At 39.8% G+C, this 26,336-nt stretch carries 30 protein-coding genes and 1 other RNA gene; 11 read left to right on the forward strand and 20 right to left on the reverse strand.

Features of this window, described 5'->3' with window-relative positions; translation table 11 throughout:
* Window positions 1-18: 18 nt before the first annotated feature.
* On the forward strand, window positions 19-654 hold the full coding sequence (gene rsmG / locus QE382_RS20995) for a 16S rRNA (guanine(527)-N(7))-methyltransferase RsmG (protein WP_307187626.1): 636 nt from the start codon (window positions 19-21) through the stop codon (window positions 652-654).
* Here the strand turns inward: rsmG and QE382_RS21000 are convergent, their stop codons facing one another.
* The gene (locus QE382_RS21000) at window positions 655-1,245 is read right to left on the reverse strand and encodes a hypothetical protein (RefSeq protein ID WP_307187627.1); all 591 of its coding nucleotides are present in this window, start codon (window positions 1,243-1,245) and stop codon (window positions 655-657) included. It lies immediately after the preceding gene.
* Window positions 1,246-1,333: 88 nt separating this feature from the next.
* Entirely contained in the window at window positions 1,334-1,570 is a 237-nt protein-coding gene (locus QE382_RS21005) for a hypothetical protein (RefSeq protein ID WP_370877884.1), read from the reverse strand.
* Window positions 1,571-1,773: 203 nt separating this feature from the next.
* Here QE382_RS21005 and dprA point away from each other — a divergent pair, with 203 nt between their 5' ends.
* The 6 genes from dprA to accD all read left to right on the forward strand — a co-directional run bounded on the left by dprA (window position 1,774) and on the right by accD (window position 5,999).
* Complete coding sequence (dprA, locus tag QE382_RS21010; RefSeq protein WP_307187628.1) at window positions 1,774-2,892, forward strand: DNA-processing protein DprA; 1,119 nt, start codon at window positions 1,774-1,776, stop codon at window positions 2,890-2,892.
* Window positions 2,893-3,004: 112 nt separating this feature from the next.
* On the forward strand, window positions 3,005-4,510 hold the full coding sequence (locus QE382_RS21015; protein WP_307187629.1) for an MFS transporter: 1,506 nt from the start codon (window positions 3,005-3,007) through the stop codon (window positions 4,508-4,510).
* Window positions 4,503-4,580, forward strand: a complete 78-nt coding sequence (locus QE382_RS23620; protein WP_370877904.1) for a DUF6814 family protein — start codon at window positions 4,503-4,505, stop codon at window positions 4,578-4,580. The genes QE382_RS21015 and QE382_RS23620 overlap by 8 nt, the downstream gene beginning before the upstream one ends.
* Window positions 4,581-4,587: 7 nt before the next feature.
* Entirely contained in the window at window positions 4,588-4,731 is a 144-nt protein-coding gene (locus tag QE382_RS23625) for a DUF6814 family protein (protein ID WP_370877885.1), read from the forward strand.
* Window positions 4,732-4,837: 106 nt separating this feature from the next.
* An RNA gene (ffs, locus tag QE382_RS21020) (signal recognition particle sRNA small type) lies at window positions 4,838-4,935 on the forward strand.
* A 221-nt stretch (window positions 4,936-5,156) separates the two neighbouring features.
* Window positions 5,157-5,999 (forward strand): acetyl-CoA carboxylase, carboxyltransferase subunit beta, encoded by an 843-nt coding sequence (gene accD / locus QE382_RS21025; protein ID WP_209578637.1) that lies wholly within the window; start codon window positions 5,157-5,159, stop codon window positions 5,997-5,999.
* Window positions 6,000-6,088: 89 nt separating this feature from the next.
* Here the strand turns inward: accD and QE382_RS21030 are convergent, their stop codons facing one another.
* On the reverse strand, window positions 6,089-6,424 hold the full coding sequence (locus QE382_RS21030; protein ID WP_307187630.1) for a hypothetical protein: 336 nt from the start codon (window positions 6,422-6,424) through the stop codon (window positions 6,089-6,091).
* Window positions 6,425-6,613: 189 nt separating this feature from the next.
* Between QE382_RS21030 and QE382_RS21035 the strand changes: the two genes are divergently transcribed.
* Window positions 6,614-6,949, forward strand: a complete 336-nt coding sequence (locus QE382_RS21035; RefSeq protein ID WP_209578639.1) for a MerR family transcriptional regulator — start codon at window positions 6,614-6,616, stop codon at window positions 6,947-6,949.
* A gap of 83 nt (window positions 6,950-7,032) precedes the next feature.
* The gene (locus QE382_RS21040) at window positions 7,033-7,344 is read left to right on the forward strand and encodes a cupin domain-containing protein (protein ID WP_293879567.1); all 312 of its coding nucleotides are present in this window, start codon (window positions 7,033-7,035) and stop codon (window positions 7,342-7,344) included.
* Between the two features lie 14 nt (window positions 7,345-7,358).
* On the opposite strand, the gene QE382_RS21045 is transcribed toward QE382_RS21040, so the two are convergent.
* Together QE382_RS21045 and QE382_RS21050 are read right to left on the reverse strand one after the other, a co-directional pair.
* Window positions 7,359-7,853 carry a metallophosphoesterase family protein gene (locus tag QE382_RS21045; protein WP_307187631.1) on the reverse strand — a complete coding sequence of 165 codons (495 nt, stop codon included), beginning with the start codon at window positions 7,851-7,853 and terminating at the stop codon, window positions 7,359-7,361.
* Window positions 7,854-7,856: 3 nt separating this feature from the next.
* Window positions 7,857-8,564, reverse strand: a complete 708-nt coding sequence (locus QE382_RS21050; protein WP_307187632.1) for a tRNA1(Val) (adenine(37)-N6)-methyltransferase — start codon at window positions 8,562-8,564, stop codon at window positions 7,857-7,859.
* A gap of 97 nt (window positions 8,565-8,661) precedes the next feature.
* Between QE382_RS21050 and QE382_RS21055 the strand changes: the two genes are divergently transcribed.
* Window positions 8,662-9,819, forward strand: coding sequence for a hypothetical protein (locus tag QE382_RS21055; RefSeq protein ID WP_307187633.1), 1,158 nt, complete (start codon window positions 8,662-8,664; stop codon window positions 9,817-9,819).
* 102 nt (window positions 9,820-9,921) lie between these two features.
* On the opposite strand, the gene mutS is transcribed toward QE382_RS21055, so the two are convergent.
* A complete protein-coding gene (gene mutS / locus QE382_RS21060) occupies window positions 9,922-12,528 on the reverse strand; it encodes a DNA mismatch repair protein MutS (RefSeq protein WP_307187634.1) in 2,607 nt (868 codons plus the stop codon).
* 137 nt (window positions 12,529-12,665) lie between these two features.
* Here mutS and mtgA point away from each other — a divergent pair, with 137 nt between their 5' ends.
* Complete coding sequence (gene mtgA / locus QE382_RS21065; protein WP_307187635.1) at window positions 12,666-13,430, forward strand: monofunctional biosynthetic peptidoglycan transglycosylase; 765 nt, start codon at window positions 12,666-12,668, stop codon at window positions 13,428-13,430.
* Between the two features lie 115 nt (window positions 13,431-13,545).
* Here mtgA and QE382_RS21070 read toward each other — a convergent pair whose 3' ends face one another.
* From QE382_RS21070 to nrfD, 14 genes are all read right to left on the reverse strand, one after another.
* Window positions 13,546-14,001 (reverse strand): ABC transporter ATPase, encoded by a 456-nt coding sequence (locus QE382_RS21070; RefSeq protein WP_307187636.1) that lies wholly within the window; start codon window positions 13,999-14,001, stop codon window positions 13,546-13,548.
* Between the two features lie 25 nt (window positions 14,002-14,026).
* Window positions 14,027-14,572, reverse strand: coding sequence for a DUF420 domain-containing protein (locus tag QE382_RS21075; RefSeq protein ID WP_307187637.1), 546 nt, complete (start codon window positions 14,570-14,572; stop codon window positions 14,027-14,029).
* A 7-nt stretch (window positions 14,573-14,579) separates the two neighbouring features.
* Window positions 14,580-15,308 carry an SCO family protein gene (locus tag QE382_RS21080; RefSeq protein WP_307187638.1) on the reverse strand — a complete coding sequence of 243 codons (729 nt, stop codon included), beginning with the start codon at window positions 15,306-15,308 and terminating at the stop codon, window positions 14,580-14,582.
* Window positions 15,309-15,317: 9 nt separating this feature from the next.
* A complete protein-coding gene (locus QE382_RS21085) occupies window positions 15,318-15,695 on the reverse strand; it encodes a cytochrome C oxidase subunit IV family protein (RefSeq protein ID WP_209578650.1) in 378 nt (125 codons plus the stop codon).
* Window positions 15,696-15,722: 27 nt separating this feature from the next.
* A complete protein-coding gene (locus tag QE382_RS21090) occupies window positions 15,723-16,457 on the reverse strand; it encodes a cytochrome c oxidase subunit 3 (RefSeq protein ID WP_121125511.1) in 735 nt (244 codons plus the stop codon).
* Between the two features lie 9 nt (window positions 16,458-16,466).
* Window positions 16,467-17,048, reverse strand: coding sequence for a cytochrome c oxidase subunit 3 (locus QE382_RS21095; RefSeq protein WP_307187639.1), 582 nt, complete (start codon window positions 17,046-17,048; stop codon window positions 16,467-16,469).
* On the reverse strand, window positions 17,048-17,953 hold the full coding sequence (cyoE, locus tag QE382_RS21100) for a heme o synthase (protein WP_293956358.1): 906 nt from the start codon (window positions 17,951-17,953) through the stop codon (window positions 17,048-17,050). Before cyoE ends, QE382_RS21095 begins: the two co-directional genes overlap by 1 nt.
* A gap of 72 nt (window positions 17,954-18,025) precedes the next feature.
* Window positions 18,026-19,069: a COX15/CtaA family protein gene (locus tag QE382_RS21105; RefSeq protein ID WP_307187640.1), complete on the reverse strand. Its 1,044-nt coding sequence runs from the start codon at window positions 19,067-19,069 to the stop codon at window positions 18,026-18,028.
* An 80-nt stretch (window positions 19,070-19,149) separates the two neighbouring features.
* Entirely contained in the window at window positions 19,150-21,021 is a 1,872-nt protein-coding gene (locus tag QE382_RS21110; RefSeq protein ID WP_307187641.1) for a cytochrome c oxidase subunit I, read from the reverse strand.
* A gap of 28 nt (window positions 21,022-21,049) precedes the next feature.
* Window positions 21,050-22,387: a cytochrome c oxidase subunit II gene (locus QE382_RS21115; protein WP_307187642.1), complete on the reverse strand. Its 1,338-nt coding sequence runs from the start codon at window positions 22,385-22,387 to the stop codon at window positions 21,050-21,052.
* A 44-nt stretch (window positions 22,388-22,431) separates the two neighbouring features.
* Window positions 22,432-23,667: a quinol:cytochrome C oxidoreductase gene (locus QE382_RS21120; RefSeq protein WP_307187643.1), complete on the reverse strand. Its 1,236-nt coding sequence runs from the start codon at window positions 23,665-23,667 to the stop codon at window positions 22,432-22,434.
* A 19-nt stretch (window positions 23,668-23,686) separates the two neighbouring features.
* Complete coding sequence (locus QE382_RS21125) at window positions 23,687-24,325, reverse strand: c-type cytochrome (protein ID WP_370877905.1); 639 nt, start codon at window positions 24,323-24,325, stop codon at window positions 23,687-23,689.
* Complete coding sequence (locus QE382_RS21130) at window positions 24,309-24,845, reverse strand: DUF3341 domain-containing protein (RefSeq protein ID WP_075991040.1); 537 nt, start codon at window positions 24,843-24,845, stop codon at window positions 24,309-24,311. Before QE382_RS21130 ends, QE382_RS21125 begins: the two co-directional genes overlap by 17 nt.
* A gap of 6 nt (window positions 24,846-24,851) precedes the next feature.
* On the reverse strand, window positions 24,852-26,336 hold the full coding sequence (gene nrfD, locus QE382_RS21135; protein WP_209578659.1) for an NrfD/PsrC family molybdoenzyme membrane anchor subunit: 1,485 nt from the start codon (window positions 26,334-26,336) through the stop codon (window positions 24,852-24,854).

Consider the following 26,336-nt stretch of genomic DNA (forward strand, 5'->3'; position numbering starts at 1 on the left):
CATTTAAAACATCAAACTTTGAATCCAACAGTCGATATCATCTATAATTATTTTCCAAAACTGACTGATAGTCAAAAAGAGCAGTTTGCCAAACTAGCCGATTTATATACGTTTTGGAATAGCCAAATCAATGTCATCTCACGTAAAGATATTGATAGCCTCTACCTACATCATGTATTACACTCGTTGGGTATCGCAAAATTTGTCCAAGAGTTTACACCTGGAACACAAATTTTGGACGTGGGGACAGGAGGGGGCTTTCCGGGTATCCCAATGGCCATTATGTTTCCAGAAGTCAAATTCCACTTGGTCGATTCGATTGGCAAAAAAATAAAAGTCGTACGTGAAGTTGCAGCCGGATTAGGGCTTAATAATGTCGAAGCAGACCATATCCGTGCCGAACAACTGGACGACAAATATGATTTTGTGCTATCAAGAGCGGTAACAAGACTCGCAGAATTTACCCCTTGGATAAGAAACAAGTTTTCAAAAAAAGATAAAAACGGAATTCCCAACGGCATTCTTTATTTAAAAGGAGGTGATCTCACTGAAGAAATCAAAGAATCCAAACTTAAAGCAGAATTACATCCACTATCAGATTACTTTAAAGAAGATTTCTTCGACACAAAATATCTGGTATATATACCGATGTAGCTAAAGCTTGCCATTACCCATCGGAAACTGTAGCCGCCTATGGATAATGTCTACAGAATCGAGGTAGTTCGTTAAACACTGATGGATATAAGCGATCTTCTCATAACGATCATTATCTCGAAGCCATTTTAAGGAGGGCTCATAGTATATCCTAAATTTGCGCAACGAATCTCCCGACAACTTACTATACTCCTGCGTCAGCGGATACCATTCTTCCCGGATCAGATCCTGATGGTATTCCTTTTCAAACTGACGCTGGAGCTTCCTTGAATTTCGTCCCTTCCGGCTAAATTTATTGTAAAGCTTGTTTAAATTAACAGCAATCCCACCTCGATGGGGAAGTGTAACCATGTTTTTCGTATCGCCCCAAAAAAAGATGGATTTATATTCCTCTTTTTTTTCATCCCATTTATCCCCAGCAGATTTACGTTTGATCAAAACAGTATCCAATTGAAGCGTATCTCGTTTACTTCCTCTTTTCTCAATAGTATCCTGAGCATAAAAAACCATCGGATAGGCGAAAAGCCTCTCCCGATAAAATGAAAAATAGACACAAAAAAACAATAAAGATAGCAATGCGATCCGTACCATATTTACAATTGATTAACTAAAAATAATCAATTAAAAATAAGGTTAAAAAACCTTTAACCGCCTTTTAACTATCTTTAACTAAAAAAAGTTAATGCCCTAACTCTTTTTTGATTTCTAGGCCGATGAGATTGATTTCCTCATCCATCCCGAACATAGGCAGTTCTGTCTCCGGATTCAATTTTAACCAGTTTGTATCGTTATCTTTAATAATCTTGACATATTCAGCGCCATCTTTAAAAATAACATAGGTATCCTCTTCCTCAGGGAAGACAGAATAAACTATATCTCCCAATTCAATATCAAAAGGTTCTTTCATTTCCATCATTAAAATATCATTAGTCGAACAAAGTTACCAATTCCTCTTCTCTCTTTCCAAAATAGACCGATATTTCCTACTATATTATTCCTGACCCCTACCTCTCTTATCGATATTGCTTAATTGGAACAAAACATACATGAGATACAAGCAATTCTAACAAAAAGTATAGCAGCTATTTATATTTTTCTTATCTTTAAACAAACCCAATTATGAAACTGATTTACCCCATAGCTTTGACGCAAATCAAGGGCATTGGCCCTAGAACGGCGCGTAATATTATTGACCAAGGTCATAGTCTAGCAGATGTGTTCACGTATTCAAAACGAGAATTGATGCAGCTTCTTGGGGTACGGGAGTCAATCGCTGAAGCAATATACAACAAAAGTTATATGCCCGCCTGCGAAAAAGAACTCGCTTTTATCGAAAAACACCAGATACAAGCCTTGTGGCTGGAAGACGAAAATTACCCAGACAGGCTTCGCCAATGTGAAGATGCTCCGCTTGTTGTCTATTATAAGGGAAACCAGCCGCTAAACAGTTCGAAGATCATTAGTATTGTTGGTACTAGGCATGCAACCCACTATGGACAGAAAATATGCGAAGATCTGCTGGACGCCATGAATGGATCCAAAGACACCTTGATCGTTAGCGGTCTTGCCTATGGTATAGATGCATTGGCACATCGCAATGCATTAAAAAACAATCTACCTACCATTGCCGTATTAGGACATGGACTCGATCGAATTTATCCAGCATCTCATCGAGAGCTTGCTGCAAAAATGTTAGACCATGGCGGCTTACTGACAGAATTTACATCCAATACCTTACCCGAACGCGGTAACTTCCCTATGCGCAATCGAATTATAGCAGGAATCGCCGATGTCACCATCGTCGTGGAGGCAGCCATTAAAGGCGGTGCTTTGATCACTGCAGAGCTGGCCAACAGCTACAACCGTGATGTATGTGCTTTTCCAGGCTCCATTTATGAAAAAAGCTCCGAAGGCACCAACTACCTCATCAAAACCAACCGTGCACATATGATTCGAGGACTTCAGGATCTTGAATACCTCATGAATTGGGAAATCACCAAAAAAACTGCGGAGCCACAGCTTAGCCTCCCATTAACACTGACAAAAGATCAGCAACTCCTCTTTACACTCATTCAACAAAAGGGACAACTCGAATTAGATGAATTGATTGAACTCACAAAATGGCCGCAAAGCAAATTGGCATTAATCTTACTGGAACTCGAAATGCAATCATTCATTCATGCCCTGCCTGGCAAAAGATATAAAACCGTTGGAATGGTAGAAGCTCAAAAAAACTGATACACTTTACCCAAAAATCCAAAGGCCGTTGCTATTATCGCACATATCAAAGTAAGAAGCACGACATGTTACTTCCAATATTCATAAACTAAACCAACAAAACAAACAATTAATGAACGAAAACAACACAAAAAGTATCTGGAAAGTCATCGGCGCATCCTCTATGGGCACACTTATCGAATGGTATGACTTTTTTATCTTTGGGAGCCTATCGATCGTAATTTCTACCAAATTCTTCCCCGCAGAAAATCCAACAGCTGCTTTCCTTTCCACATTAGCCACATTTGCGGCTGGATTTGTCGTTCGCCCATTTGGTGCCCTATTTTTTGGCCGACTCGGTGATATCATCGGTCGAAAATATACGTTTATGGTTACCTTAATGCTTATGGGCGGAGCAACATTTCTTATAGGCTGCATTCCAAGCTATGAAAGCATCGGATTTTGGGCTCCCCTGCTCGTTTTGATCCTTCGCCTGTTACAAGGTCTTGCCCTCGGTGGAGAATATGGCGGTGCAGCCACCTACGTGGCCGAGCATGCGCCTATTGGGCAGCGAGGATACTGGACCTCCTGGATACAGACAACAGCGACATTTGGCCTCTTTATATCACTAGTCGTCATCCTACTCACCAAAAGCCTGCTCACCGAATCACAATTTGACATCTGGGGATGGCGGGTTCCTTTCTTACTCTCCTTAGTTATGGTATATGTCTCCTACCTCATTCGTAAAAAAATGAAGGAGTCACCCGAATTTAGCAAAGCTAAAGCAGAAGGTAAAACAAGTACAAATCCTTTAAAAGAAAGTTTCGGCAACCGATACAACCTCAAATTTGTGCTGCTCGCACTATTTGGTGCCGCCATGGGACAAGGTGTTGTTTGGTACACCGGACAGTTCTATTCCATGAGTTTCATGAAAACAGTGATGCACCTCCAATCGGATCAGGCAGATACCATTCTTGGGATAGCCCTACTTTTAGGGACACCATTTTTTGTCGTGTTTGGATGGCTCAGTGACAAAATTGGACGAAAGTGGATTATGCTCGGCGGTATGCTACTCGCGGTATTGACCTATCGCCCAATTTATGAATCGATGTACCAACTTTCCAATGCAGCGCACAAAGTCAAACTGAATGAAACAGTCGAAAGTCCGACGGTTAAAGAAAAAACAGAAATAAAATCAGTTGTCAAAACACAATATGACGACGGAACCGAAATCACTCGTACTAAAACAATACACCAATCGGGCAAACTAAAAGGCCAGCAAACAGTCACAACAACTGTTCATATTGCCAACTGGAACTACATATGCCTCATTCTCCTCATCTTTATTCAGGTGATTTATATTACCATGGTATACGGTCCCATTGCAGCCTTTCTCGTCGAACTGTTCCCGGTAAAGATCCGCTACACGTCCATGTCTTTGCCTTACCATGTTGGAAACGGAATATTCGGTGGACTCCTACCCGCCGTATCCACTTACCTAACGACCAATGCCGAAGTAGCTCAGACACCACAATTTTATCTTGCGGGCCTATGGTATCCGATTATTATCGCAATTGTATGTTTTATCATCGGCAGTATTTATATCAATAACAAATCAACGCCCACTAATCATGAATAATATCAAAAAATTACTTGGCATACTCTGGATTACTTTAGCGCTTTTCACCGCTTATTTTTTCCGTTTTTGAACTGGCATTGCCAAAAATCTCCACCGGCCACCAGGAAGATGTAGTATTTGGAATCATTATCCTATTTATCTTAACACCGATTATCTCCATTGGACTTGGCCTATTTGGGTATTATTCGCTATTGGGAGAATATGATCAAAACAAAATGTAAGTGTTTTTCACCACTTCAAAATAAATTATCAGCATGATAATCAATCGCATAAGATAAAATAGCATTTTTTCTTTCCTAAAACTGTTTTTTTTTCTACTTTTGTGACGGGTAAGTCTTCTACGACCAGCTCCCATTGACTCCCCCAGGTTGGGAACAAAGCAAGGGTATTTGGTTGAGCGGTGCGATAGAAGTAGCTTACCCTTTTTTTGTGCCCTAATTTTTGGCTGACCTGCCACTTCAAAATTAATTTCAATCTAATAATCAGCTCAATGTCTTATATAGCCCAATGGTGGCCCATAGTCCCATTATGAATAGAAGGCCTGTTAGACAAGGCGTTTTCATCGCGTGGCCTACACATTCAACATAATTATAATTGTATATAAACTCAAATTTATATAAGTTTGTAATCGAATAAGAACTATCGTATGAGTTGGTTTAAAAGAGAAAAAGCTGGTATTAGCACAGCTACCGCTAATAAAAAAGAAGCACCTGATGGCATGTGGAACAAATGTCCCACTTGCAAAAAGCCATTATTGCATCTTGAACAAGTAGAAAATGACTATGTTTGTCAATATTGTGGCCACCATTTAAGAATTGGCTCCAAAGAATATTTTTCAATTTTATTTGACAATAACGAATTTACCGAACTATTTCCCAATCTCAGTTCGGGTGACCCATTAGAATTCTTCGATTCAAAGCCATATCCCGATCGTTTAAAAGAAAGCCAAGCCAAAACAGGCCTTAAAGATGCCTTACGTTCTGGACATGGAAAAATGAATGGCCAAGATATTGTTATCGCCTGTATGGACTTTAGTTTTATCGGCGGATCAATGGGGTCAGTGGTCGGTGAGAAAATAGCACGCTCGATAGATTACTGTATTGCGCATAAAATTCCATTTATGCTAATCTCAAAATCAGGCGGTGCACGCATGATGGAAGCTGCATTTTCATTGATGCAAATGGCTAAAACTTCGGCTAAATTAGCCCTATTGGCCAAAGCAGGCCTTCCGTATATCTGTTTGCTGACAGACCCAACAACGGGGGGAGTTACAGCATCTTATGCCATGTTGGGTGATGTAAATATTGCAGAGCCAGGTGCGTTAATCGGGTTTGCTGGCCCACGTGTCATTAAAGAAACAATAAAAAAGGATCTACCAAAAGGGTTCCAGACTTCAGAATTTGTTCTTGAACATGGATTTTTAGATTTCATTGTCGACCGCAGACAGTTGAAAAACAAGGTAGCTACTTATCTAAAATTAGTCGGATAATTAATCTTCCAAAGGATAAAACAGAAAGCGGTACCAAAAATAGTTTTGGTACCGCTTTTCTCTTTTTAAACACCATCAAATAGTCCTATTCAAAGATATCGCCAAAATGACCATAGCCTTCTCCTGTCTAAATAGTCCGGTACACCTTCCTTATCATACGCTTCCCGCTCAAAAGATATACGTCGATATGCGCGATCAAAATCTTTCAATTGAATAAAGCGAAAGACAAATTCAATAAGATACCATACATAAAAGAAGAGAATGCCCAATTCAAGCGCTTGGCGCAAATGTATACGTTCATGACGGATCAGGTTCTCGTTGCATTTGAAAGAAGTACTTTTTAGAAAAATAAAAGGATAAATAGTAATTGCATTCGCTCTTCCAAAAGAAAATAAATTTGTCCAAAATTTGCTCACTATAACCATACATAATACTTTAACCCTTTTCACATGAATCAAACTTATAAAAATTTACGCTTACCCACAATAATTAGCGATTACATCTAGATTAAATTACGCTGTTTGCTTTCAGTCGCTCACTACATAAGATGATCGCAAAAATTTCTTTTTGAATAGGAATTTTTATTAAGTTTGCTATAGATTAATTGTGAAGATATGCCGTACAAAGAGCGTGAAATAAATAAATTGTATTATACAATGGGAGAAGTGACAGAGATGTTCGAAGTAAACGCCTCCCAAATACGTTTTTATGAGCGTGAGTTTGATATTTTACAACCTAAAAAGAATAAAAAAGGTAATCGCCTGTTTACGCAGGAAGATATTGCCAATTTAAAAATCATTTTCAATCTGGTTAAAAACAAAGGCTACACGCTTCAGGGAGCACGCGATTATCTGCGAGACAACAAATCAGAAGCAAAAGAAAATCAACGCGTTATCGATTCACTAGAGCGTCTAAAGAGCTTTCTTGTTGAAGTTCGTGATTCCTTATAACCCCCTATTTATTGCAGCAATCCTTTCGTTGAACAGAGGCCCCAAAAGCATATTGAGCAACACCAGCTAATGACACAAAGACTATGCAAACAGCATCTATTTTTCAAAACGTAACATACCAAGATAAACAGCCCAAAATGGATCTTCTGCTGGAAACAAATGGCAGCAAAGAATATCGTCTCGCTTTTGCCAAAGGACAATACATGAAAGAGCATAAAACTGCGGCATCAATCGTTGTTGAAATTGTCGAAGGCAATATAGACTTCGGTGTTAACGGAAGTAAAATAAGTCTGACGAAAGGCATGTTAGTTGCATTAGAACCCAATACACCGCATGATCTGTTTGCCATCACTCAAAGTATTGTTAGGCTATCCATCCTAAAAAAAGAGGCATAAAAAGCTGCTCTGATCTAACGCCCATTCAGCTCAATAACCTCAAGATTTTCAATTTTATCCGCATTGATGTCAAATCGCATCAATGTCCGCACTTTATGCCAGCCGTGCTTTCCTGCCGCCCCAGGATTGAGGTGAAGGCATTGTATTTTGGGATCAAACATCACCTTTAAAATGTGTGAGTGTCCTGTAATAAATAATTTCGGAGGATTTTTCATTAATTCCCCCTTAACACGCGCAGCATATTTCCCTGGATAGCCACCAATATGCGTCATAAAAACGTCTACTTCCTCACAGCTAAATCTCAAATCTTCGGGAAATTGCAAACGAATATCCTGACCATCAATATTTCCATAAACACCGCGTAACGGCTTAAACGCCGCCAACCGGTCTGCAACAACACCTTCACCGAAATCTCCAACATGCCAGATCTCATCGCAGGCGGCAAAATGAGTAAATACCGCTTCGTCCAGAAAAGAATGTGTATCCGAAAGTAATCCGATTTTTGTCATAACCTAAAAAGCTAAAAAATAAGGTGCCAATACGTGGCGATAAGCTGCTGAATAAATACCTTTCTCTGCGTATATAACAAACTCACGTACAGCAACCGATTCGACAGGCTTCCGTTCAAATGTTATGATCTTGCGGATGACCGATCCACCTTCAAAGGAACTTATCTGAACTTCAGCACAACAATAAAGAGCTCGCTCTGTTGAAATCTTCATCAGTATATCTGCCAAAGCTGTAGGAACGATCAGAATTAATTTCCCCTGATTCGATAGGCGCAAAGAAGCGAAATCTAATAATTCAGCAAAAAACTCCACGTCAGCATGCCGCGCGAGCTTCTTTCGATTGTCAGGATTATGGAGGGAGTCCGTATAAAATGGTGGATTTGAAACAATCAAATCATAAGGCGCTGCCATTTCCATACACTGAAAGGCACAGGCGTGAAGCATAAGCCGATCACAGAAAACGGAATGACGAAAGTTTTTATCTGCCATCGCAGCAGCTAAAGAGTCCAGCTCTACAGCCTCTACCCAACTGTTCACAAACCGTTGAGCCAACATCAATGCAATGACTCCGGTTCCTGTACCGATATCGAGAATTCGTCCTGCAGTCTCCACTTCCAACAATGAAGCCAATAATACGCCGTCTGTGTTAATCTTCATTGCACAATCAGACTGATCAACCTCAAATTCTTTAAACCGAAATATCGACGCCATAGACCAAAGATAAAACTTTTAAAGCCGTTGACGCAAACAAACGAATATATCCTGCGATTTATTTACTAATTTAGTCTGCAATAAATCTAGATAAACCATGAGTATCCGCCAGCTTGCTTTTTTCATATTGATCATCAGTAGCATCCTTTTCATCACAAGATTGCATGCACAGGAAAATTGTGAACGATATACGGTTGAGACCCTTCCTTTGTTGACAAAAGCCTTAAACAACAATGAGTTCGAAAAAATTGCCCCCTTACTGAATACTATACAAGCAAGCTGCGGCATCAACGAATATATACAAAGACTACGGATCCTAATACTCATTATTGAAAAGAAAAATAGCACGAAAGCGATCGACCTATACTGGAACAATCAATTTGATAAGAGCCTGCTCCAAAGACTAGATGCAGCAGATCAAGACGATTTTACAACGCAGTATGAGCAAAATAAAGCAAAATTCCATTTCTATCCACTACGCCATCCACTAGATAACCTTATCAAATTAAGAGCGAAAGCCCTGCTTGCATCTGATAATTACACGTTAAGCAGCCAGGAAACAAATATCCTTCATCTCTTTGCGGATACACAAGAGCCTGAAGAAATCCCAGACCAACAAGCCAATACACAAAGTGATGAACAACAATTTCCAACCCCTAAAGTATATAGAAACCGGCATAAAGCCAAACTAGGCTACGTCCCTTCCATAGGCGCGATGAGTCCGCTAGGAGGAAGCAACAAAGTGTTCGGTACAAACCTAACGCTCGGATTTATGTTGATGAGTTCACTGGAAAGGAAATTGATCTTCGAAGGAGGTCTAAAGGTACGCATCAACGCAAACGATCGCAATATCGACTATAACTATGATGGATCAGAAGTATCAGTCAATTCATCAGCGACCGCTTTTATAGGAGGTGCTGTGGGCTATAAAGTTTTTGACAACGACAAATTCATCCTGATTCCAAAAGCCATTCTCGGTATTGACATCACAGATACCGGCATCACAGAGAATACGTATTCTTCAGGTTATTATGATCCGGATGGTTATTATTATGACGGTGGATATACAGAAAATATGGTTACCATCAACAATATTCACCTCGGGCTTGGTCTTTCCTCACTATTCCGCATGAAAAACCAAAAATACATCGGCTTCGAACTAGGCTATCATTACGCACCATATGACGCAAGCAGCAAAGTACTGAGCCCCATCCAAGCGAACTACGGAAGCTTAGCACTATGCTTTCGATTTTAAAAATATCGGTAATCCAAAATGAATAGGTCAGTTTATGCCTTTAAACCCAAAATAGCGCACTACTGCGCTATTCCAATCGAAAAATAAGTCCTATTTCAAGGATTAATGCTTTAGCAACCGCTGAATTTCATCCAGTTTCATCAATGCTTCGACGGGAGTCAGCGAATTAACATCCAAATTATTCAACATATCCCTAATCTTGTTTAGGACAGGATCATCAATCGAAAACATCTGTAGCTGATACGCCTGTTTCTGGATCTTACGCATACTATCCTTAATCTGCTCTCCACCGGTACGCTCCTGCTCCAACCTTTTTAAAATCTGATTAGCGCGATTGAGCAATTTTTGGGGCATCCCTGCCAGCTTGGCTACATGTATACCAAAACTATGTTCCGAACCTCCCGGAACAAGTTTCCGCAAGAAAATAACTTTATTATTGACCTCCTTTACCGTCACGTTATAGTTCTTGATACGATCCAAAGAAGTTGTCAGTTCATTCAATTCATGGTAATGGGTCGCAAATAGTGTTTTTGCTTTGGCAGCCGGGTGATTATGCAAAAATTCTGCAATGGCCCAAGCAATAGAAATCCCGTCATATGTACTTGTACCACGGCCAATTTCGTCCAAGAGAATAAGACTGCGGTCTGACAGATTGTTCATAATGCTCGCGGTTTCATTCATCTCGACCATGAAAGTAGATTCTCCAGAAGAAAGATTATCCGATGCCCCGACACGAGTAAAAATTTTGTCAACCAAGCCAATTTTAGCCTCTTTTGCCGGAACAAAACAGCCTATTTGTGCCATGAGTACAATTAATCCAGTCTGACGAAGCAGTGCTGATTTACCCGCCATATTAGGCCCCGTAATGATAATAATCTGTTGTGTCTTTGGATCTAAAAACGTATCATTCGTGATATAATCCTCGCCCACCGGTAGATTTTTTTCGATGACAGGGTGTCTTCCACCTTTTATATCTAAAATCTTGCTCTCACTGACTTCTGGTTTCACATAATAATTCTTCTCCGCCACAACAGCAAAGTTGAGGAGTACATCCAGCTTAGCGATCAACTGTGCATCCAGCTGAATAGGTTTAATGTATTCGGCGATCGAAATCAACAGCTCAGCATACAACCTACTCTCTAAAGCCTGAATCTTTTCTTCGGCTCCAAGAATCTGTTCTTCATATTCTTTAAGTTCCTCCGTAATATAACGCTCGGCATTCACCAAGGTCTGCTTACGTATCCAAGTAGTTGGAACTTTGTCTTTATGTGTATTAGTAACCTCCAGGTAGTAGCCGAATACATTGTTAAACGCAATTTTTAAGGAAGGAATACCCGTGATCTCTGCTTCCCTTTTTTGGATTTCCAGCAAATAATCCTTCCCTCCAAAGGCAATTTTACGTAGCCGATCCAGTTCCGCATCAACCCCATCCGCAATTACATTCCCTTTATTGATGATAACAGGTGGTTCTGCCTGAACCTGCAGCTCAATTCGTTCTCGGATAGCAGTACAGGCATCCAATTGTTCCGAAATCGTACGCAGTGCATTGGCATCTTTGCGATCTGTAAGTTCTTTCAACTTCTCTATAGCAAATAACGCGCGCTTCAACTGCACGATTTCCCTGGGATTGGCTTTCTGAAGCCCGATCTTTGAGATTAAGCGTTCAAGATCGCCTACTTGCTTGATCTGGCCAATCAATTCATCCCTTAAATCGCGGTTAGCCACAAAGAAATCCACAACATTCAATCGCTCCTGGATACTCTTTTTATCTTTCAAGGGCATTACAATCCAGCGCTTAAGCAAGCGCGCTCCCATTGGACTAGATGTATGATCCAACACATCCGATAACGTCACTGCATTTTCATTCATCGAGCCAATTAGTTCCAGATTGCGAATCGTAAAACGGTCCAGCCACATATAACGGTCTTCTTCGATGCGTGAAAGCGTAGAGATATGCTGTAAGTTACGGTGCTCGGTTTCATTGAGGTAATGTAAAGCTACACCAGCAGCAACAATACCCGCAGACATACGGTCAACGCCAAATCCTTTCATTGATGAAACCTCAAAATGTTTCAATAATGTTTCAGTAGCATAGTCACCCGTGTAAGGCCATTCATCCAGAAAATAGGTGTAATACTGTGTCCCAAATTGCTCGATAAATTCCTTGCTCTGTTTTTTGGCGAGAATAATTTCCGTCGGTTTAAACCCTTGAAGCAATTTATCGATATAAGCAACGCTACCCTGAGCAACTAAAAATTCACCTGTTGAAATATCTAGAAAAGAAATCCCAATCCGTTCTTTTTCGATAAAAATTGATGCCAAATAATTATTGGACTTCTGTTGAACAATATTATCATTGTAAGAAACACCGGGGGTGACCAGTTCTGTCACGCCACGCTTAACAATTGTTTTCGTCGCCTTCGGATCCTCCAGCTGATCACAAATTGCCACCCTTTGACCAGCACGTACCAGTTTCGGAAGATAAGTTTCCAACGAATGATGCGGAAAACCAGCCAATGCCGTTTCCGATTCCGAGCCATTTCCACGCTTCGTCAAAACAATACCCAAAATCTGAGCAGCCTTAATTGCATCCTCACCAAATGTCTCGTAAAAATCGCCAACACGGAACAACAACAACGCTCCAGGATACTTAATCTTGATCGCATTGTACTGTTGCATCAATGGGGTTACTTTCTTTTCTTTTGCCAACTTTTAAACTCAATTTTTATGAAGCGTAAAAATAGGATAATAACATCGCTTTGGCAAACGATACACTCAACTTCTCAACAAAATCATTTCCATTAAACAAGAATATAAGCTAAGTTTGTAAGCGAAAAAAATTAGTCATGGCCATCAAAAGAACTGGTAAACAAAATACGTCCAGCACACAAAAAAACACCTTCAAAAAGAATTCATTTAACCCGTTGAAGTCAATAAAGTCACCCATCCTCCGTGTTGTCACACGAATAATTCTCTACTTTATCGGTATTACACTATTTTGGGTCATTAGCTTACGTTTTATCAATCCTCCAATTACTTGGCTGATGATTCAACGGGGATTTGAACTGAAAGAACAAGGAAAAGGCTTCAAATTGGAAAAAAATTGGCTGGATTACGATGAGCTGTCCGATAACCTCAAGTTAGCCGCTATTGCAGGAGAAGATGCCCATTTTATGACTCACTGGGGTTTTGACTTAAAGGGAATTCAAAATGCCATCAAAAAAAATGCACAAGGCAAAAAACTGCGCGGAGGAAGTACCATTAGCCAGCAGGTAGCGAAAAATGTATTTCTATGGCCGGGAAGATCCTGGTTGAGAAAAGGATTTGAAACCTACTTTACCGTACTTATTGAGACCTTTTGGAGTAAGAAAAGAATTCTTGAAGTTTATCTTAATGTGATTGAAATGGGACAAGGGGTCTATGGTGCTGACGCCGCGGCAGCATATTACTTTAGCAAGACAGGGAGCAATCTTTCCAAAAAGCAAGCTGCCCTAATCATAGCGATATTGCCAAATCCCAGAGAATGGGATGCACGCAACCCTTCTACGTATGTCAATAGACGCGCAAATGCAATTGCAAAATACATGCACCATTATACCATTCCTGAGTAAGCGGATAATCATCCCTTTTGCGAAGGCCCTGAAAGCGGCAAAAACGAGGCAGTGTATTAAACCGCTAAGGGCTATAGTTCAGTACTATGGCCCTTAGTTGTCATTATAATATAAATTATTTAAAAAGTCGCTTATGCCAACTGCTGTGGAAAGGTACGGCCCACGCATTTTCCATTTGATGCTCCTGTGTAATGGTATTATCAAATACTAAAGTATCGTCATTGATGATACCCTCAGCCAACAACTTTTCAAATCCATCACGGTTAACTACAGCGATCCCATGCTCCGACTTGTATGCGAACTGCATACGGTCAAATAATTGAATATTATATTTAGATTCAATGCCTTTTAAAAAGCGTACCGAACTGTCAATCGAGCAACCAGAAGCAGCGGCGATTTCCTCGTCCACTTTAAGAATCACAAAAAGCCCATCACGCAATTCCGCAGAAGCCGAAAGCGGCTTTCCATGCACTTTCCACTGTTCGGCAAAAGCCATCAATTCGTCCGAAATTTGCGTGCTTTCCTCTTGAGACAATATGCGATCAGCCTGATAAATCCAAATACGTTTCATAAATAAACTCCCTTCCTTGCTTAAATTAACCAATATAATATGGAGAAATCATCCAATAAACAATTACTCCTGTAACAGCAACATATAACCACATCGGATAAGTAATTCGAGCTAATTTCTTATGGCGTTCATAAGATCCCGATATACCGCGTACAAATGTAAAAAGTACAAAAGGAATAATAATAATAGAAAGCAGGATATGAGTGATCAGGATGAAAAAATAGATCGGTCTCCAAATGCCCTCACCTCCATACTTTGTTTCGATCGAAGTCATGTGATAGGCAACATACATCGCTAAAAATGCCAAAGAGCAAGCGATGCAGCACTTGATCAAACGTTCGTGCAACGCCTTATTCCCCCTTTTTATTGCAGCTACAGCCCAAAAAAGCAATACAGCAGTAATGCCATTTATCGTAGCATAGATCGGAGGTAAAAATGTAAGCGGCTTCACATTATAACCCAATTTCTGCAAATTCACTGTAAAAAGGATAGCGACTACTATTGGAATCACAATAGATAGTAGCCAAATCCACTTACTATACTTTTTCTCTGTGTTGAGACTCTCTCCCATGATATAATTACCTTTTTTGTTCTATAGTAGCTGGATGGTTCCGGATTTCCTCGACCAACAATAATTTAATTTCATCCTCAAGACGATCAACGTCAGTCTTCACATTGATATCGTATATTCCTCTTATCCTACCTTTGGTATCGAGCAACAGATAATTTGATCCGATTATAAATGGCTTGCTACCATCAGGGTTGACAAGCGCATCCTGTAAAAGACTTTCTTTCGCAAATCTAAAGATATCCACAGAAGGCTTCGTCACAAAAAACCAAGATTTGGTCCAGGGCTTGTAAACTTTTACATATTTTGCCAATACCTCCGGTGTATCATAAGTAGTATCAACGGTAATCGAATACAACTTAACCTTCCGATTCTGAATAAATCGATTAGCAATCTGATCAAGTCGCTTAATCATCGTCCTTGATAACGAAGCATCCCTAGAATACATCAGATGCACCACAGAAAGCGTCGTATCATTATCCAATAGATGCACCTTTTTACCATCGTAATTAACAAAATCAACCGAGGGTACGGTATGATAAATTGTGTCCATGATGTCCCGCCCCCATTTTCGATGGGTAGTGCCAGGGACTTCCTTCTTTCCAAAGATTGGCAAAGAAGCATAGCTGTTCGACCCGCTTTTATTCAGTATAAAATATAAAAATCCTGGCAGTAAAAGAATTACGGCCAGGATCAATATAGTTTTAATACCTTTCTTTTGTCCAGTATTATTATCCATTCACTTTATCTATTTATTGGGAAATAATTGATGTTCTTGAAAAACAGAAGCCAAATGCCCCCCTTCAACAAGCATCAAAACAATAAAATAAATAATAAAAATAAAGACAATTCCAACGGTAACGATAAAGCTCGATTTTTCGAATTTTAAGTGCATAAAGAATGCGACGATATAATAAGCTTTAACCAAAGTAAGTACAATATAAATGGTATTTACCAATGCACCCTTCGCTAAAATTTGCCAATGGTGTACAAAGCCCAATGCAATTAAGAACTCTAGACAAGTAAGCGCTAAAAGCACGCCAAATACTCTCCAAATGGCTTTTTTATCCATCCCACCTTCGTGAGCATGCTCTCCATGAGCGATATTATCTTGATATTGTGACATAGCTATCTAAAATTATTTATTGCGTAATTAGATTAAGTAGAAGAATGTAAAAACAAATACCCATACTAAATCCACAAAGTGCCAATACAAACCTACTTTTTCGATCATGAGGTAAGAACCACGGTTTTCAAATGTATTATTTAATGTCATACATAAGACGATGATATTTAAAATAATACCTACTGTAACGTGAAATCCGTGAAAACCAGTAATTGTAAAGAACAAGTTAGCAAATTGTAACGCGGAAGTATAGGAAATGTCGTGTGTGAAATAAGGTAATAATGCTGTTTTGATAGCATCACCTTCCAATCCAGTTGCTGGATTTTTACCAAACCAGAACCCCATGTGGTGCAAGTGGGTCCACTCAATAGCCTGACAACCAACGAAACAGATACCGCCCAAAATAGTCCACAGCATCCATTTGACTACTTCATTCTTTTGGTTACGGTGGCCTGCCTCTACCGCCAATACCATCGTTACCGAAGACATAATCAAAATAAATGTCATCAAACCGACGAATACCAATGGCTGACCATGCTCCGCAATTCCAGGGATAGATTGGAAGATCTTATCTGGATCAGGCCAGGTTGGATGAGAAAAGCGTTGTGCGCCATAATAAACCAAAAATGCAGAAAATGTGAAGGCATCCCCTACCAAGAAAAACCACATCATGATTTTTCCATACTCTAAGTTCCAAGGTGATTTTCCACCATTCCATGGACCAGTTTTTACCTTATCCAATTGCGATACTGTTGTACTCATTGTTTACTATTATTGATTCAAAAGTAAGAAAACATATATATAAATCCATAAAAGATCGAGAAAATGCCAAAAAATACTGGCAAGATCCATGCGGAAAAGATTGCCGTCTTTAGGAAGTTTGTTAATTCCTATAATCGCGCCAATCAAAACGATCAAACCCGCAATAATATGCGCCAAGTGCATCCAGATAAAAACATATACAAAAGATTGCGATGCATTGTTATTCACAAAATAAACACCTCTATCGATCAATACATTCCAAGCATGGACTTGCAAGGCAAAAAATACGACTCCCAAAATAAAAGTTGCTATCAAAAACAACCGCTGTTTGGAAGGCTCACCATTTTTAGCCGATCTATGCGCTAAAAACATGGTCAGACTACTCACCACAATCACCAGTGTACTATACAAAAGTGCGTTGGGCAATAAGGTCTTAATCCCTTTGTCCACACCACTCGCTGTATATACTATGAAACCACTGGATAAAGCGGCAAACATCATGAACATACCCAACATACCCAACCATAGGTTGAACTTTTGGGCTTTTCTCTGTACTAACTTCTCGTCAGTTTGTGCTTGTATATCTAACATTATTTCAACGGAATAAAGTTAAGCAATAATACGAGTTGTGTCACAGGCAGATAGATAAATGAGGTAAACATCACTTTCTTCGCTGAAGGAATATCACAATTCTTAAACAGCAAATAACCATAATAACCAAACATCAATCCACCAATTACCGATACAACCGTAAACCAAATCCCACCAAAGCCAAAATGATACGGAATAAAACCTGCAGGTATCATAAACAATCCTGTTAAAAATACCATAAAGGCCGATATCTTATCACGTTTTGTCGTCGGTAACAAGCGAAAGCCCGCTAGCTTATAGTCGTCATCCACTACCCAAGCTATAGCCCAAAAATGTGGAAACTGCCATAAAAACTGAATAGCAAACAATACAAAAGGAATAATAATAATGGCCTCTTCGTTATGTCCACTATAGTAGGCTAAATCATCTTGCGAAAAGGCTGCATAATATCCTATCAACGGAGGAAATGCACCCGGAAACGCACCGACAAACACTGCTATTGGCGATTTTCTTTTTAAAGGTGTATAGATAAACGCATAGAGCAGAATACAGAATACAGATAGCAAACCCGCTACGAAATTCAATCGAACAAGTACCAAGGTTCCTAATATGCCCATAAAGACACTCAATACCAAAGCCTGTCCAGTTGTCATTCGGCCAGACGGCAAGGGTCTGTCTTCCGTACGCTTCATCAGTTTATCCAAATCTTTTTCAATGATCTCGTTAAAACCATTGGCAGACCCTGTTACCAGAAAACCGCCTAATGTCAACAATAACCAGTTGATCCAGACGATATCACCCTGTTGTTTTGATCCGATCAAAAAAGCAATTGAGGCAGAAAATACCACCGTCAACGTAAGTCGCAACTTAACAAGCTTTTTGAAATCTGAAATAAATTCTTTCATAACTAAAAGAGACCTCCTACTATCAGTGTAATTAAACACGTCCTTTTAAACATAAACATCCCGAACGCGGTATTAGTGCCTTTGCTTATTTAACAATAACAACAAGTAAAACTGCGCACCAAATAAGAGCGTAGCCACCACCAAATGTGTTGTCTGTGCAAAGGCAGGTATTGCAAATCGAGCTAAAATAATTCCTGATAGCATTTGGATACCCACTAGAATTAGTGCAATCAAAGCAAATTTATACTGCTTAGACCCCGAATTAAAACTTGTGCGGACCAAAAAGAATAATACGATTACTAAAATCAAAGAACAATATGCCAACCAGCGATGCAATTCAAACTGCTGGCCGATAGTCGTTATAAAATCAGTTCGGGCTATGGTAGAACCGGTTAACAAATCAACCTCTTCCCGGACACCCGTACCGACAATCACTTGTGTTAGCATCAATAAAATAGAAGCTATAGCAAGTCCTTTTAATATACCCAAAGAACGATTGACCAGTAGGCTTTTGTTTCGTAAAGTAACCGCTTTGAAATAAGTATAAATACTAATGCAAACAATTACAATCGCCAAAAGCATATGCACTGTAATAATCCATGGCATTAAATTGGTCGATACAACAATTGATCCTAACCAGGCCTGAAGGACTACAACAAAAAGATTGATCACTGACCATACAACGATCGAACTTCTTAATTTTAAATAGGTGAAAGAATAAATCGCTGTCAATAACAAACAAAATCCAGAAACAACACCGACCAACCGATTAATATATTCCGTCCAGGTCTTTGCGACATTAAACTCTTCATGTTGCAAAATACTCTTATCGGTACGGAGTTTGTAAGCCATTTCCTTATCCCCGAAAAATTCTACAATCTTCGCGAAACGTTCGTTCTTCTTTGCTCTTCCTTCGATATAATGCTGTTCATATCCTTGAGGTAATTGAGAAATATCTGTGGGAGGAACAATACGGTTAAAACATTTTGGCCAATCTGGGCATCCCATACCTGACCCTGTACTCCGAACCACTCCTCCAGCAACAATGACCAAAAACAACACAATGATCGTTATCAAATTGGTCTTTATAAATCGCTTCTCAGCTGCTGGAAACATAATACTACCCCTACCTCTTAAAAAATACAAACTTCTATAAAATAGAGCAGGATTGCTCCTACTCTATTGATAAGATTCTATTAGTCTTTTCTACCATTTTGAGCATTCCATTCTGCCTGGATACGCTCAGCTTCCTCATCTCCTTCAAAATCATGAGGTAAGTTAGAACTCATGGTTTGAGAGAAAGGAACATCTTGAGGAATAAAATCCTCACCATGACCTGGCTTACTGTAATCGTAAGGCCAACGGTGCACAGTTGGAATCTCACCTGGCCAGTTACCATGAATATGCTCTACCGGAGTAGTCCATTCCAATGTGTTAGACTGCCAAGGATTTTGAGGCGCTTTCTTACCGAAGAAAATCGATGTAAAGAAATTCCATAAGAATGCTACCTGACCTAAAGCAGCGATAATCGCAGCCCAAGTAACCAATTTGTTTACAGACACCCACTTCGCCATGAAAGCAAATTCTGTAAATGCATAGTATCGGCGAGGAACACCATCAATACCCATAAAGTGCATTGGGAAAAATACCAGATAAGCACCTATGAAAGTCAACCAGAAGTGTAAATAACCTAATTTGGCGTTCATCATACGACCAAACATCTTAGGATACCAGTGGTAAACACCACAAAGCATACCGAAAATCGATGCAGATCCCATCACCAAGTGAAAGTGAGCAACAACAAAGTACGTATCATGCAAGTTGATATCTAAAGCCGCATTACCCAAGAATAAACCTGTCAAACCACCAGAGATAAAGAAGGATACCAAACCGATAGCAAACATCATTGCAGGTGTGAAACGGATATTACCTTTCCACAGTGTTGCAAGGTAGTTAAAGGCTTTTACAGCGGAAGGAACTGCGATAATCAGTGTTGTAATCATAAATACACCACCCAAGAACGGATTCATACCCGTTACAAACATGTGGTGACCCCATACGATAAACGATAATACAGTAATACCGATTAACGAATATACCATGGCATGGTAACCAAAGATTGGTTTACGAGCGTTTGTAGCAATAACCTCAGATGTTAGACCCAAAGCTGGCATAACAACGATATATACCTCAGGGTGACCTAAGAACCAAAACAAGTGCTGGAACAGAATTGGAGAACCACCTTCGTTTGGTAAAATTTGTCCTTGAACAACAAGATCCGATAAATAGAATGACGTACCAGCAGCACGGTCAAAAATCAGAAGAACAACCGCTGAAACCAATACTGGGAATGACAACATACCCACGATAGCAGTTAAGAAGAACGCCCAGATTGTCAAAGGCATTTTCCATAAGTCCATTCCTTTTGTACGCATGTTCAAAATTGTACTTACATAGTTAATACCACCGATCAACTGTGAAGCTACAAATAGAACCATACTCACTAACCACAAGGTCATACCTGTTGCAGATCCTGCGATCGCGGTAGGAACAGCCGATAGTGGCGGGTAGATTGTCCAACCAGCAGAAGCAGGTCCACTTTCTACGAAGAACGATGCAACCATAATTACCGATGCTACAAAGAACAACCAGTAGGACAACATGTTCATAAAAGGAGATGCCATATCGCGTGCTCCGATTTGATATGGAATCAATAAATTACTAAAAGTACCTGACAGACCAGCAGTCAACACGAAGAATACCATTACGGTACCGTGAATGGTCACCAAGGAAAGGAAAAACTCCGGTTTTATACGTCCACCTTCAGCCCACTTACCTAAGAATACTTCTAATATAGGGAACTCTTTATCCGGCCATGCTAATTGGATACGGAATAATACTGATAAAAGCATCGCAAAAACTGCCATGATGATACCAGTGATCAAGAATTGCTTAGCAATCATCTTGTGGTCACCCGAGAAGATATACTTTCTGATGAACGACTCCTCGTGATGATGGCCGTGCGAATCGTGATGTTCAGCGCTATGCGATATTACTGTACTTGACATATTCGATTTTATATTCAAAAATTCTTAATTAGTTCAAAGATGCTGTAACTTGTACACTATCCTTTTTCACGTTAGCTGTTTTACCACTGAACTCTTTTTGCAAATCCTCAGTAAAATATTTATTTTGTTTAGCTAACCATTCTTTATACTTCTCCTCTGTTACGACAACAACTTTCTTCTGCATGTTGTAGTGACCAGATCCACAGATCTTATTACACAACATCACAAAGTCATAGTTATAATCACCCAAACGATCGCGCATCTCTTCTGTCGTTACAGTAGGTGTGAACTGGAAATAGTTGGTCATTCCTGGTACCGCATTGATCTGAACGCGGAAATCCGGAATGTAGAAAGAGTGAATAATATCTTTTGAAATGATATGGAAACGTACAGGTTTATTGACAGGCAACCAAATTTCAGATCCTTGAATATCATCCCAAGAATTTTTATCATTAAAGTCAATACCGTATGGATTAGTTGGCGTCGTCATTTTATAATTACGCTTACCAATAACGCCATCTGAACCAGCATAACGAACATTCCATTGAAACTGCTCACCAAGAACCTCAACCTGTAATGCTGACTTTTGAAGATCTTCAGGAATATTTGTGATCGATCTCCACGTAAAGAAACCGAACAGTACCAACACTGTCAATACCACAGCAGGAACAATTGTCCACAATTTCTCGATCGCATTGTTATGAGGGTAATAGTAAGCTTGACGTTTTGCCCGCATACGGTACAAAAATGTAAACGTCAGCAACAGAATGTGTGTGATAACCAATACGAATGTTGTGATCGCTGTCGTAATGATAAACATGGTATCAATACGCTCGCCATGCTCCGTCACTGCTGAGCGCCAATAAGCTGCTCCCCAATGTACATAGGACCAATACACACCATAAAGAAATACGACCAAGAAAATGAATAACAATGACGATTGAAATGTGTTATTCGCAAACGGATTGTATTTACCGTTCATTTTTCTTGTCAATTCATAGATCGAAAGTACTTTGCCAATAACGGCAACGACTGTACAGATAACTAAGAACAACAACACATAATATGTGAAGTTTTTATAAACCTGAGGGTCTATCTGCTTCACTTCTTCAACAGCAGGAGCAGCTGCACTAGCTTCTGTACCAGAACTAGTAGATGCAACAGCAGCAGTACCTGCTGCCGCTGTTGTATCTTTTGCAACCGAATCCGTCGCTGCAGGGGCCGCTAACGCTGTAGTTGCCACTTTTGCAGAATCAGATGCTACTGTATCTTGTTGACTTGCCAGGATAGGGTTTGCAAAAAGCAACCCTAGAGCAAGCACAAAACCCGAGATGGATTTGAATCTATTATTTAATTTAAAGCTCATTTCTTTTATAACGTTTTTTACGTAACCTTCCTTTAAAAGTGAAACTATATTTGGTGATGTAAACTCTCGTCCAACAAAGGATGATTTTTAGGCACCAATGCCTGTTTGCTTAATTTGCTAAACACTAAGAAAGTGAACAAACCTAAGAAACCAAGCGCAGTTCCGATTTCAATGACACCAAATCCTCTGTGCTCTGCTACCGTACCTGGCATAATCATGATGTAATAATCAAGCCAGTGACCAGCCAATAATAGAATACCGACGAACAACATGACATTTTGTTTACGTTTCGCGTCGCGGTCTACCAATAATAACAAAGGTGCCACAAAGTTAATGATAATACTTAACCAAAACCAAGGTTTGTATTCCGGTTCCCAACGTTTGTAGAAATAAACTGTTTCCTCTGGGATGTTTGAATACCAAATCAGCATGAATTGTGCAAACCAAACGTAAGTCCAGAAGATCGAGAAACCGAACATCAATTTACCCAAATCGTGTAAATGATTTTCGTTTACCCAGTTCATATAACCCGCTTTCTTCAACACAACAACAATGATGGTAATACATGAAATACCACTTACCCACATTGCTGCAAAGTTATACCAACCGAACATCGTCGAAAACCAGTGAGCTTCTAAAGACATCACGGTATCGAAAGACCAGATAGGAGTGGTAAAACCGAAAATAACCAAGAAGATTGCTGACAATTTGAATGACTTTTTATAAGAAGTCAATCCGCCTTCCAAATCCTCTTTATAAGAAAGTTTCGCAAAAATAACTGCAAATATGCTATATGTACCCATAAATACCACTTGACGGATCAAGAAGAATGGAACATTTAAATAAGCAGATTTACCTGCGATGATAGGGTCATAATTTGTACTATGCGGATCAGTGATACCGTCTGCATTCCAGTGATGGTATAAATTATGTGTAGTTAAACCTAAACCTACAATAACCAATAAAATCAATGAAGCAATTGGTAAAACACTCGCCATAGCCTGAGGTATACGTACCAAACCTGCAGACCATGCAGATTGGGTCACATATTGCAAGGCAACAAAGAATGTTCCAGCTGCGCATACACATGTAAAGTAATAACCCATCAATAACAAGTTGGCATAAGTACGCTCTACAGTAACGTGATCGCCCGAAAGCAACCCAATAGCTACAGCAGCTATACCTAGTACAACAGCGATAATACTGAACAATTTAGCTTTGCCAGCAAACTCGTATCGCTCGTTGAAATTATAATCGTGATGATGACTGTGAGTTCCCATTTATATATCTGATGTTAGATTATTTCTTTTGTAATTCGTGAACATACATAACAACTTTCCATCTCTCCTCTGGAGATAATTGAGACGCATGTGATCCCATGGAGTTGTGTCCGTAATAAATTGTATGGTAAATTTTACCATCAGTCAAGTCAGCCATCAAACCACCTCGTGAAGAGTTCGCCGCATCTGTTCTATGATAAGATGGTGGCGGAGGAAAGTTCTCTAATTGACGGGTACCTCTTGAATCTGTCACGCTACGGTCTTTGGTGATCGGACCATCACCTTTACCCTCTACACCATGGCATACAGAGCAATACGTTGTGAACAAAGCTTTACCTTTTTCAAGATTTTCGGCATTTACGACTAAAGGACTTTTTACTTCTCTTCCTGCACGCTCATAATCCTCTAATGTATTGGCATACTCAAAACGAGTAAAACCGATAGGATCCGTACCTTTAGGAGGTGTTTGTGCTGTTTTTCCATCAGCAAAATTCGCATTAGGTTGATCCGGATTGAAAGCAAGCGGATCGTACATGTTACGAGAAAACTCTAAACCTGTACTACGAGTTGTTTTGTCACCACAAGAAGAAACAAGTGCTGTCAATGCCACAGCGGCGCATAGCGTTCCAAGTAAATTCTTCTTATTCATAGCTAACATATTTTCTATCATTGTACTTAACTTCAACAGCACCAGCTTCTTTCAATAAGCTATCGATCAAAGCGTGATCTGTATTTTCTTTGGCATCTACTGCAAGGATGAAACGATCATCTGTTGCTCTCAAGTCCATTACACGAGGTGCACGTCCTGGGAATAAGTGGTTACGGAAGAAGAATGTAGCAACCATACCCAAAGCACACAATAAGATGGTAACCTCAAATGTAACCGGAACAAAGTTCGGCATACCAAAAGATGGCTTACCACCGATATTCATCGGCCAATCGTATGCCATTGTATAATACAACAAACTAAAACCTAATGTCGTTCCTAATGCTCCAAAGCAAAATGCTGCGATAGGCAAGCGAGAAGGTTTCACACCCAGCTTTGCCTCGATACCATGAATAGGCATCGGAGTAAAGCAGTCGTAAATACTTATATTGTTTGCTTGCAATTTGTCGATCCCATGCATCATTTCATCGGGATCCGCAAAACTACCTAATATATATTTTGTATTGCTCATTGCTGATTATTTTCTAACTGATAATTCTTTAATCTCTTCTTCTGTCACTGAATCATATTTCTCCAATGATTCTTGGAAGTACTTCACTTGTTCGTCAGGGAATGCACCTTCTTGAGCCAACTTAGTTTTATGTTGTAATGAAGATGATTTCAACAACAATTTCACTTCGGCGATAGCGATACCCGGTAAGAAACGTAAGAACAACAAGAATAATGTAAAGAACAGTCCAATCGAACCTACAAAGATACCTACGTCTGTCCAAGTTGGGTAGAACATTGCCCAAGATGAAGGCAAGTAATCACGGTGCAATGAAGTCACGATAATCACAAAACGTTCAAACCACATACCGATGTTAACTACAATCGATAAGATCCAAGAGATCGGAATACTTGTACGGATTTTTTTGAACCAGAACAACTGTGGAGAAATTACGTTACAAGTCATCATCGACCAGTAAGCCCAAGCATATGGACCTAACATACGATTCTCGAACGCATACATTTCGTATTCCGAGCGAGAGTACATCGCGATGAATAACTCGGTCAAATAAGCTACACCTACGATAGAACCTGTTGTCATGATAATGATATTCATCGACTCAATGTGGAACATCGTGATGTAGTTCTCAAAGTTCATTACTTTACGTAAGATCAACAATAAGGTCTGTACCATCGCAAAACCAGAGAAGATCGCACCCGCCACGAAATATGGAGGGAAGATCGTCGTGTGCCATCCAGGAATAACCGAAGTTGCAAAGTCCATGGATACGATCGTGTGTACAGAAAGTACCAGTGGAGTAGAAATACCAGCCAAGATCAAGGACACGATTTCAAAACGCTGCCAAGTCTTCACAGAACCATTCCATCCAAATGATAATACAGAATAAATTTTTTGTTTTAGTCCAGTAGCACGGTCACGAATTGTTGCAATATCCGGCAACAAACCACAGTACCAGAACACCAAGGATACTGTAAAGTAAGTCGAGATCGCGAACGCATCCCATACCAAAGGAGAGTTAAAGTTTACCCAAAGTGATCCAAATTGATTTGGAAGTGGGAAAATCCAATACGCCAACCAAGGACGACCCATGTGAGCAACAACGTATGTTGCCGCACAGATTACCGCAAAGATCGTCATCGCCTCTGCTGAACGGTTGATTGAATTACGCCAGTTCTGGCGGAAAATTAATAATACAGCTGAAATCAACGTACCCGCGTGACCGATACCTACCCACCATACGAAGTCGGTGATATCCCAAGCCCAGCCTACAGTTTTATTCAGACCCCAAGCGCCGATACCTGTCCAAAAGGTATAACTAACGCTAACTACCCATAATAAAGCACCCAATACAGCTACGGTAAAACCAATCCACCATGCTTTATTTGGTTTATTTTCAACCGGTAGTAAGATATCATCCGTAATTTTTGCATACGTAATGTCCTTACCGGTCATTAATGGTTCTCTTAATATTGATTCGTTATGCGATGACAT

The organism is Sphingobacterium zeae (assembly GCF_030818895.1).
Taxonomy (GTDB): domain Bacteria; phylum Bacteroidota; class Bacteroidia; order Sphingobacteriales; family Sphingobacteriaceae; genus Sphingobacterium; species Sphingobacterium zeae.